Genomic DNA, 9,987 nt, shown 5'->3' with positions numbered 1-9,987 from the left:
TTTACCATATAATCGTCACTTCCCGAAAGAAATCCCTGGCGCATATCATCAAAGGAACCTTTCGCAGTGATCATAAGTACCGGTATCTGATATCCTGCTGAACGGAGTTCCGACACCAGTTCATAACCATCCATAACCGGCATCATAATATCGGAAATGATCAGATCAATATACTCTTTATCCAATATTTCTAATGCCAGTGCTCCATCCGATGCACTTTTGACCTGATATCCATTCTTCTCAAGCACTTTTTGGAATAGCTGGCTTAATTCTTTATCATCTTCTACAATTAATATTTGAAACACGATCTTCTTCCTCCTTTATCGGAACAGATATCAATTCCTGTATTTAAAATTCTGTTTCTGTTTCTCGCATAATCAGCAGAACCAAACGGATTTCCATTGTTGGCAACCGAATTGGTCATGATAGAAAAATCCGGAACTCTCTCCGCAATCTCTTTCCATGTATTATACATCATATCATAACAAAAACAATTTTACATATCTTACGTTTTCCCATCGCACATCACCTTTCTTTTTTTCATCTTATGTCTATACAATACAAAGTCAACCTCAATTTTACCTCAACAGAATTAATTTTATCCATGTAAATTTCCTGTACCGGCAATCAGACATAACAAAAACGACCTCTCAAAATCAACTATTTTTTGAAAGGTCGTTTCACTAAATTCTTATAACAATCCAGCAAATAATCTCATAAATAATTGTCCCAGTCGCAAATATGCACTGCGCCCAGTACAATATTGATCTGTTACATCACGACATTCTCCCATCGTTCTTATCAGATCATTTTTAATTTCCACAACTGCCTGACAATCTGCCATAAAACAGCCGTTTTCAAAATGATGATATAAGCTTCTATAATCCAGATTGATTGTTCCACAGGTTGCCATACAGTCATCCACTATACTCATTTTCGCATGGCAAAATCCTGGTGTCCATTCATAAACTCGCACTCCATGTTTAACCAATCCATGATAAAAAGAGCGAGTTATATTATAAATGAATTTTTTATCAGGAATTCCTGGTGTGATAATTCTTACGTCTACCCCTCGCTTAGCAGCCAGACATAACGCATGTGTCATTTCGTCTGTTATAATTAGATATGGTGTCATAAACCAACAGTAATTTTCGGCCTTATTTATCATACTGATATAAACTTCTTCTCCGACCTGCTCATTATCCATAGGACTGTCTGCATAAGGCTGAACAAAACCTGTTTGCTGTGCTTTATAATCGTAATGAATAATGTATTTACTAAAATCAGTATCATTCGTAGCTTTTTCACTAACAGCATTCCACATTTCTAAAAATGTCACTGTAAGCGACTGAACAGCATCTCCTTCTAAACGAATACCGGTATCTTTCCACTGCCCATACGGATGCGTATAATTAAAATATTCATTTGCAAGATTATATCCACCTGTAAATCCAACTTTTCCATCAATTACTGTTATTTTTCTGTGATCACGATTGTTCAAAAATAGATTTAAGCCTGGCACAAATGGATTGAATACACGACAATGAATTCCTATACTCTCCATCTTTTTTACAAAATCTGTGTTAATAAAACCTATAGACCCCATATCATCATAGAATACCCTGACTTCCACACCGGCTTTTACTCTCTCTTCCAGAACATCTTGAATCTTATGCCAAGCTTCAGCATCTTCTATCGCATGATATTCCATGAAGATAAACTTTTGTGCTTTCGCAAGTTCTTCAAGCTGTGCCTCTAATCCCTTCACTGCTTCATCAAAATACTTGATATCCGTATTCTGATAGATTGGATACCACGAATTTCTTTGTATGTAACTTGCAATATTTCCTGCTTTCGGAATCTTTTCTTTTATTCTGCTTAAACACTCCTGATTGTCTGGAAGCATTGGTAACAATTTGCTATCAATTTCTGCATATCGCTCACGCATTTTATGCGTGCCACCATTCAAGCCAATCAATAAATACAGGCCTACACCCATAATTGGGAAAATCAGAATTAAAATGACCCAAGGCATTTTCATAGAAGATGTCTTATCTGACGAATACAATCTCAAAACTAAGATTCCACTTAAAATTCTGGTAAATAAATTTATGATTTCTGCATATTCATTCAGGCGCGTTACGATAGTAATAATAAAAATCACTTCAAGAAAAATACAGATTATGGAAAAGCACAATCGTTTTATTCCATTTTTTGTTTTTGCTTTTCCTTCTAAGGTATCTTGCTTCATATGTATTCCACCTCTTCTTTCTACGTTAGCTCTATATTCAAAATACTATTTATTTTGATAATTGATTCGTTCCCCTTGAATTACTGGATAACAAATCAATTTATTACTTTCCAGATCCTCTGCATGCATATCTACCGCACTGATCTGATGATTTTCATAAGTATTATAATAATACATGAGTTTACAACTTTATAAATGATAGACTTGTTGATGAATCAGCTGTTTTAAGGCCTTTGTCATAGCATTTGATTTTATATGTGTTTCGATATTTTTCACGAAAGTGGCAAAAAATATCTGACTGCGAATGCCCTGACTTCCATCTTTGCAAAGGAACATGCATAATAAAATACATTCAGTGATTTCTCCGTTATTCCGGATAAAAAATGCTGATATAGAAACCGGATGGAATGTGCGGATTCTAAGGTCAGTATGGATAATATCAACAGAAATAAGGTATCTGCTGTCGGGACAGAAAAAAAAAGTTGTAAAGTGGTGTTATTATATTAATAATGCAGTTTTTAAATTTTTAAGGAGAGACACAAGGCCAGAAAAGTGGTTTTGCAATGCCAGTCAGGCGAGTTGGTTCTCCGTAAGATACGCCAAAGGTTTCAATCTGAATCTGTTCGATGAAGACAGGATAAACAGGGGTGTTGATCTTAACATTCGGTTCACCTGGATATGGAACAGGATAAGTTTCCAATTGTTCAAGACGTCGAATCTCTTCCATGCCATTTACAATTTTTCCGAAAATAGGATAAACGCCAGTGATTGCCGGGCAATCCGCAAGTGGAAAGAAAAATTCTCCGCCTGCAATCTCTGGTGCGCCATAACCGCCAAGCCCAATTGTACCTGGAACAGCTTCCAGATATTTTCCGGATTTTACATCATTGGGAATGAAATAGCAGGCTTTGGGATTATGAAAAGCATGGTAACTCATATCAAGAACCCAGCCTGGGACGATTCTCTCAATTGGGTAATGATCATAGACACCTTGTTTTGCAAGATATATAAAACTGGTAACTGCATTGGGGGCAATATCAGGGTAAAGCTCAATCTGAATAACACTGCCGTTTGAAAAAGTTATTGTGGCAACTGGATTTTTTTTCATAAAGCTCTTCTTTCTTAGTCAATCACTGTCAGTTCTTTTGAAAAATGATTCAATATCTCATGCCCATGGTCTGTAACAAGAACCAGATCCTCCACTCGAACTCCCATATCATTTTCAAGATATACACCCGGCTCAATCGAAAAAATATTTCCGGGGACAGCTCTGTCGGCAGAAGCAGAAGAAACATCTCCAAATTCGTGATCTTCAAGTCCGATGAAATGTCCGAGGCGATGGGTAAAAGCAGAACCATATCCCTTGTCTGTGATGATTCCACGTGCAATCTGATCCAGAGAAGAAAGAGGAATTCCAGGAGTCACAGCTTTTTCAGCTTCTTCGTTTGCTTTTAATACCGTATGATAAACTTCTTGTTGATGTTGTGTTACGTTTTTGTAAAAGAAGGTTCTGGTCATATCAGAACAATATCCTTCCCATGTACAGCCAATATCGACCAGAATACAATCTCCGGGTTTTAATCGGGTGTCATCCGGCCAGTGATGTCCGCTTGCAGCATTGCTTCCAAATGCAAACAGAGGTTCAAAGCTTAAGCCGTCAGCACCAAGATCACGGTAGATTTTTTTCAATTGTTCTGCAAGATCTGTTTCGGTAACTCCTTCTTTGAAAAAGTGTGTGATTTCTGCCATAGCCATATCGTTAAGGTGGGATGCTTTGCGCATAAGTTCCTGTTCCTGAATATCTTTGACTGCACGTGCCTGATCAAGTGCCAGAGAGGCATTTACAAAACCGGAGGCAGCTTTTTGGTCGATAAGCGGAAGAAGAAATCTTGCAGGCATATTTTTATCAATTCCCAGCGGTTCCGTATGATCAGTTGTTTTTATTACAAGATCCATATAGGAATCAGAGTCAGTAAAACGTACTTTTTCCACACCAAGATCTTCAGGTACCGTTTCTAGCTGATTGATAAAAATTTTATGGTTTCCATTTTGATTTAAGTAGAGTGCATAAAATCGTTCAAATGGTTTTATCATGCGTCCTGTCAGATAAAAAATAGCTAGTGGGTCTGTAATCAGAATCTGTGACAGATTCAGGGATTCCATATTTTTCAATACAGCTTCAACGCGATTTTGTTTCATTTTTTTGCCTTTCTGTAAATAGAAGATATCATTTATTGTCTGTTTTGCTTCATAGTAACACATTTCTTTTTCCAAATCTATATAGACTCAATAGATATTCTGAACTTTATTACCATAACAGATTGCTTTGGTAAAGTATATATGATACACTGATACGCAAGAATGGAAAGAATTGCAGTAGTGGATTTTGTACATTTGACAATAACATACGAGGAGGAACCTAATATGAAAGTTGCAACTGACATTGGCGGCACCTTTACTGATCTGGTAGCGATTGATGAAAATGGATCGCTGATTCTGGAAAAGGCACATACCACACCGCCGAATTTTGATCAGGGTGTTATGGACGTTCTGAAAAAAAGTGGTGTAGATATGAAAAGCATTGAGGCTTTTTTCCATGGAACCACAACGATCATTAATGCACTGACAGAAAGAAAAGGTGCAAAAACAGCCTTGATCACAACAAAGGGTTTCCGGGATATTCTGGAACTGGCGAGAGGTAATCGTCCGGATTTGTTTAACATGGTATTTGAAAAACCAACACCGTTTGTTCCGCGTTATTTACGCCGTGAAGTGACAGAACGTATCAGCTATAAAGGTGAAATTCTGACACCATTAAGTGAAGAAGATATTCGCACGGCAGTGGAATATCTGAAAAAGGAACAGGTGGAGGCTATTGCTGTCTGCTACATCAATTCTTATGCAAATGAAGAACATGAACGTAAAACAGTTGAAAAAATCAAAGAATTATGGCCGGAAGTATATGTATGCCCGTCTGTTGATATCACGAGAGAATGGCGTGAATATGAAAGAACCTCAACAGCTGTTCTGAATGCATACGTTATGCCGGTGGCATCCTCTTATCTGAATCGTCTGGGACAGAGACTTACAGATGCCGGAATGCCGGAAAACCGTTACATCATGCAGAGTAATGGCGGAACTACAACATTTGAACAGGCAAAACTGACTCCTGTTAATATTGTAGAATCAGGTCCTGTAGCCGGTGTGTTTGGTTCTTCTATTCTTGGAAAAATCATTGGCGAACCGAATATTATCGCATTTGATGTGGGTGGAACAACAGCGAAATGTTCTCTGATCGATCAGGGAGCAGTAAAAGTAACTACTTCTTACTATATCGAAAAAGACGAAAGACATGCAGGCTATCCGATCATGGCACCTGTTGTCGATATTGTAGAGATTGGAAATGGTGGAGGATCCATCGCATGGATTGATGAAGGAGGATCTCTGAAAGTTGGACCAAAGAGTGCAGGTGCGCTTCCGGGACCTGTTGCTTATGGAAAGAACGGAACAGAACCCACCACCACAGATGCCAATCTGATTGCAGGACGTCTTTCTGCGAAGAATTTCGACATGGAAGTCTCTCTTGACAATGTGAAGAATGCTTTGGTGGAAAAAGTCGGAAAACATTTTAATATTTCTGCGGAAGAATCAGCAGAGAGCATTATTCGTGTGGCAGATTCTAATATGAATAATGCGTTAAAGCTGATTTCTGTACGGCGTGGATATGACCCTCGTGATTTTGCGATGGTTGCATTTGGAGGAGGAGGCCCGATGCATGGACCGACACTCGCCAAAGAACTGAATATTCGTAAGGTCATTATTCCGGTAGCAGCTTCTGTATTTTCAGCATGGGGTATGCTGATGAGTGATATTCGTCATGACTTTATTCAGACAAAGATTCTTTCATTCCAGAATACTTCTATGGATGAACTGAATGCGATGTGGAAATCACAGATTGATGAGTCACATAAGATACTGGCATCTGAGGGACTTAAGGAAGATCAGGCTGTATTTACTTTTATTGCAGATATGCGTTATGCGGGACAGGAACATACGGTACAGGTACAGGCTCCGGCTTATCCATGGAAGGAGGAAGATCGTGCTGAAATCATGAATCGTTTCCACAAAACACATGAGCATTTCTATACCTTCTCATTGCCAGATACACCGGCAGAGATTGTAAATCTTCATCTTGTGGCATATGGTCAGTTGAACAAACCTGCATTACAGAAGATTGCACCTCAAAAAGATGATATTTCCAGCGCATTGAAGGAAACACGTCCTGTATTCTTTAACGGTGATGGCTGGCTGGATACACCAATCTATGATCGGAGCAAGCTTGGATTCGGTGCAAAAGCACAGGGTCCATTGGTTGTAGAAGAGCCTACTACCGCAACTGTAGTTTGCCCGGGACAAAGCTTAAGTGTAGATGAATACGGTAACCTGATCGTAGAAATGGAGGTGGAATAATGGCTGAGAAAGAAAAGATTAATCCGGTCACACTGGATATTGTAAAAGACTCTTTGATTGCAGTAAGTAACGAAATTTTCTATGCATTTGCACAGACTTCCATGAGCCCGATTATTTATGAAACACTGGATTATGCCAGCGGTATTGCAGATGCTGAAGGTCGACTGCTTACCCAGGGAAATGGTGTTACCGGATTTATCGGTATGATTTCACCCATGATTTGTGCAGTTGTGGAGAAACATGGAAAGGAAAATCTTCATCCGGGTGATGTATATATTATCAACGATCCGTTTATGGGCGGAGGAACCCATATGTCCGATGTTGGAATGGTAATGCCTATATTCTATCATGACGAACTGATTGCTTTTGCTGGTAACAAAGCTCATTGGAGTGATATCGGAGGCATGGCACCAGGATCCTTTACGACTGATGCAACAAACCTTTATCAGGAAGGTATGTGTTTCTCTGGTACAAAACTGGTGGATCGCGGAGAACTGGTGGAACCTGTATGGGATCTGATGCGCAGCAATATGCGTTATCCGCAGATCTCACAGGGAGATATGTGGGGTCAGATATCCTCGCTTCGTACAGGTGAAAAACGTATTTGTGAATTATGCGATAAATATGGGGCAGACGTTGTAAAAGGATCTATGGAACGTCTGGTATCCCAGGGCGAAAAAGTAGCCCGCCGCCGTCTAGCTGAGATGCCAAAAGGCACATGGGAAATGGATGAATACATGGACAACGATGGACATGGCAATCCAGTTCATTTACAGGTAAAAGTTACCATTACCGATGATGAATTTATTGCTGATTTCACGGGTAGCGATCCGCAGGTAGTAGGATGCGTGAATTCCGGAGCAACGGCAGCATATGCGGGTGTAAAAGTAGTCTTTATGTCTGTGGTAGGACCAGAGTTGGCCGTAAATGATGGTGTATTTGCACCGCTGCGGACAATCTGTGAACCTGGCAGTGTATTGAAAGCGAATCGTCCGGCAGCAACCTCCTGTTATTATGAAAGCATGATTTACGTTATTGACTTGGTATGGAAAGCACTTGCACCGGTTTTCCCGGAATCTCTTGGTGCAGGACATTTACTTTCTGTATGTACCGTATTGATGGCCGGAAAACATCAGGACTTTGGAAATGATTATCTGATTATTGAGCCAACTGTTGGCGGATGGGGAGCTTGCAAAGGCCATGATGGTCAGGTAGGACTTTTCTGTGTTGGCGATGGAGAAACTTATAATGTGCCGGTAGAGATGGCTGAGACTCGTTATGGAATTCGTGTAGATGAGCACAGTCTGCATACTGATGGGGCAGGTGCAGGAGAATACCGTGGCGGAAGTGGTGCGGTTCGTGTATACCGTTCTATGAATGAGAATCAGACCTTTACAGCATCTTTTGGTCGAAATAAATGGCCGGTATGGGGTGCAGCTGGTGGAAAAGACGGTTCTGTAAATTATTTCCAGTTTATTGATGCAGATGGAACCGTAGGCGAACCAATGGGAATTGCAGCACGCCGTGTTATGAATACCAATGATGTTGTGCGTATGGTTACAGCAACTGGTGGTGGATATGGTAATCCGTTTAAGCGTCCTGCTGAAAAAGTAGCTATGGATGTTAAGAATGAATATATCACTGTGGAACAGGCCAAGGCTGACTATGGTGTTTTGGTTGATCCTGAAACATTCAAAGTGCTTGGATTGACAGAAGAACGTCAGAAAGCTGAAAAATAATATCATATTCAATGTATAAAGTAGATGCCGCAAAATCACTGAGATAAGGAATTTTGCGGCACTTCTTGTTTCAGACGATGCAGGGGAAAGGGGTACGAATTATCTTCCAGCCCGTATTACAGACCTCATTTACCATCGGCTCAATTGAAACGTTTACGGAATCTGCAAAGAGAAATAACCAGAAAGCCAAAACCAAAGTAATTTACTTTGCAGAATTGGTAGTAGACAAAAGAATTGCTGCAAAAACCGGTTTTAATATTGGCGATGAGATTTATTATCTGCAGAGACTTCATTACTTAGATGGGAAAGCACTTATTCTAAACCATAATTATTTTTTGAAAAGCGTTGCTAAAGATCTAACTATAGAGATTGCAGAAAAGTCGATTTACGATTATCTGGAAAATACTCTTGGAGTTTCCATTGTCACAAGTAAACGTATCATGACCGTAGAAAAGATGACTGAAATTGATGAAAAATATTTGGATCTTGGAGACTATAACTGTATGGCTGTTGTCACCTCTCATACTTACAATAGTGATGGTGTTATGTTTGAATATACCCAGTCACGCCATCGCCCTGATTACTTTAGCTTCCAGGATAATGCAACAAGACGATCAATTTAGCAGGAAAAATATGAAACAGAAAAATATTTTATTTACAGACATGGATGGAACAATATTGTTCTCTGATAATGGAAAAACATATTTTAAGGAATCAGATTTAGATGCAATAAAGGAATTCCAGCAAAGAGGAAATCTGATCGTAATTAACTCCGGCAGAGCATTGCCATGGATAGTTGCTCCGTTGGAAGGATATCTTTTGCCTGATTACATGATTGCCGGTACAGGGAGTATTATCGCGGATAGTCATCAACAAATACTGCATGAAGAACCTGTATCATTTACAGCAATCAAAAAAATAATAAACGAATATGCATCGGATATACCATTAACAGTTCATACGAAAGACAACGTATTTTCATGCAATCAAAAAAAGCAGTACAGCCTGCCAATAACACCTATTAGCAGTATTGATTTATTAAAAACGGAAAAACTTTATGGAATGTCATTCCATTTCAAAGACAATAAATCTGCAAAAGCTTTTGCAGACTGGCTGGAAAAGTCAGATCACCAGGAGGTGAGAGCTTTTGTAAATATCCAGGATGTTGACATGGCGTGGAGAGACTGTTCAAAAGGGAACGCCATGAACATCCTTTGTCAGAAACTTGGATTCATGCATGAACAAGTCTACGCCATTGGTGATGCTGAAAATGACATTGATATGTTAAGGGCAACAAAGCATGGTTATACATTCCATCATTCTCCAGCTACTGTAAAGCAATATGCAGAAGGCTGTGTCAAATCTGTGTCAGAGTTAATTGATAAAATATTAAAAATCTCATAATAAAGTAACATATTTTAAACCATATATTTCAACAATCTATGTGACGGTATTTAGAAGGTTCTTCTATGATAAAATAGAATCATAGGAGGGCCTTTTATTATGGCAAGACAAAAGAAACCTGTA

The 9,987-nt window shown here is 39.2% G+C and carries 8 protein-coding genes and 2 pseudogenes; 4 read left to right on the top strand and 6 right to left on the bottom strand.

Annotated features, from left to right (window positions below):
• The 6 genes and pseudogenes from WMO62_RS14850 to WMO62_RS14825 form a co-directional block, all read right to left on the bottom strand.
• Window positions 1-305, bottom strand: a 305-nt coding sequence (locus WMO62_RS14850) for a response regulator transcription factor (protein WP_147356729.1), incomplete at its 3' end; no start/stop codon positions are given.
• Window positions 306-313: 8 nt separating this feature from the next.
• Window positions 314-487: pseudogene (locus WMO62_RS14845) on the bottom strand (phospholipase D family protein); the annotation flags it as partial.
• A gap of 204 nt (window positions 488-691) precedes the next feature.
• Complete coding sequence (gene cls / locus WMO62_RS14840) at window positions 692-2,251, bottom strand: cardiolipin synthase (protein ID WP_349145158.1); 1,560 nt, start codon at window positions 2,249-2,251, stop codon at window positions 692-694.
• A gap of 45 nt (window positions 2,252-2,296) precedes the next feature.
• A pseudogene (locus WMO62_RS14835) lies at window positions 2,297-2,434 on the bottom strand (linear amide C-N hydrolase); the annotation flags it as partial.
• A 343-nt stretch (window positions 2,435-2,777) separates the two neighbouring features.
• Window positions 2,778-3,359: a peptidylprolyl isomerase gene (locus WMO62_RS14830; protein WP_117500130.1), complete on the bottom strand. Its 582-nt coding sequence runs from the start codon at window positions 3,357-3,359 to the stop codon at window positions 2,778-2,780.
• Between the two features lie 14 nt (window positions 3,360-3,373).
• Entirely contained in the window at window positions 3,374-4,450 is a 1,077-nt protein-coding gene (locus WMO62_RS14825; RefSeq protein ID WP_118440713.1) for a M24 family metallopeptidase, read from the bottom strand.
• 225 nt (window positions 4,451-4,675) lie between these two features.
• On the opposite strand from WMO62_RS14825, the gene WMO62_RS14820 reads away from it, so the two are divergent.
• The 4 genes from WMO62_RS14820 (at window position 4,676) to WMO62_RS14805 (ending at window position 9,864) form a co-directional block, all read left to right on the top strand.
• Window positions 4,676-6,721, top strand: coding sequence for a hydantoinase/oxoprolinase family protein (locus tag WMO62_RS14820; protein ID WP_349145157.1), 2,046 nt, complete (start codon window positions 4,676-4,678; stop codon window positions 6,719-6,721).
• Window positions 6,721-8,460, top strand: coding sequence for a hydantoinase B/oxoprolinase family protein (locus WMO62_RS14815; RefSeq protein WP_349145156.1), 1,740 nt, complete (start codon window positions 6,721-6,723; stop codon window positions 8,458-8,460). Before WMO62_RS14820 ends, WMO62_RS14815 begins: the two co-directional genes overlap by 1 nt.
• A gap of 65 nt (window positions 8,461-8,525) precedes the next feature.
• Window positions 8,526-9,083 carry a UTRA domain-containing protein gene (locus WMO62_RS14810; protein WP_435390506.1) on the top strand — a complete coding sequence of 186 codons (558 nt, stop codon included), beginning with the start codon at window positions 8,526-8,528 and terminating at the stop codon, window positions 9,081-9,083.
• Window positions 9,084-9,093: 10 nt separating this feature from the next.
• Window positions 9,094-9,864 (top strand): HAD-IIB family hydrolase, encoded by a 771-nt coding sequence (locus WMO62_RS14805; RefSeq protein WP_349145155.1) that lies wholly within the window; start codon window positions 9,094-9,096, stop codon window positions 9,862-9,864.
• Window positions 9,865-9,987 lie beyond the last annotated feature (123 nt).

Source organism: Hominiventricola aquisgranensis, assembly GCF_040096225.1.
Taxonomy (GTDB): domain Bacteria; phylum Bacillota; class Clostridia; order Lachnospirales; family Lachnospiraceae; genus Hominiventricola; species Hominiventricola aquisgranensis.
The sequence above is the reverse complement of the archived record's forward strand: the minus strand, read 5'-3'. Positions and strand labels throughout refer to the sequence as shown.

What these genes read in the sequence shown, in the direction of transcription:
- cls (WP_349145158.1), bottom strand. Translation starts at nt 2,251, where the DNA reads ATGAAGCAAGATACCTTAGAAGGAAAAGCAAAAACAAAAAATGGAATA.
- WMO62_RS14830 (WP_117500130.1), bottom strand. Translation starts at nt 3,359, where the DNA reads ATGAAAAAAAATCCAGTTGCCACAATAACTTTTTCAAACGGCAGTGTT.
- WMO62_RS14825 (WP_118440713.1), bottom strand. Translation starts at nt 4,450, where the DNA reads ATGAAACAAAATCGCGTTGAAGCTGTATTGAAAAATATGGAATCCCTG.
- WMO62_RS14820 (WP_349145157.1), top strand. Translation starts at nt 4,676, where the DNA reads ATGAAAGTTGCAACTGACATTGGCGGCACCTTTACTGATCTGGTAGCG.
- WMO62_RS14815 (WP_349145156.1), top strand. Translation starts at nt 6,721, where the DNA reads ATGGCTGAGAAAGAAAAGATTAATCCGGTCACACTGGATATTGTAAAA.
- WMO62_RS14805 (WP_349145155.1), top strand. Translation starts at nt 9,094, where the DNA reads ATGAAACAGAAAAATATTTTATTTACAGACATGGATGGAACAATATTG.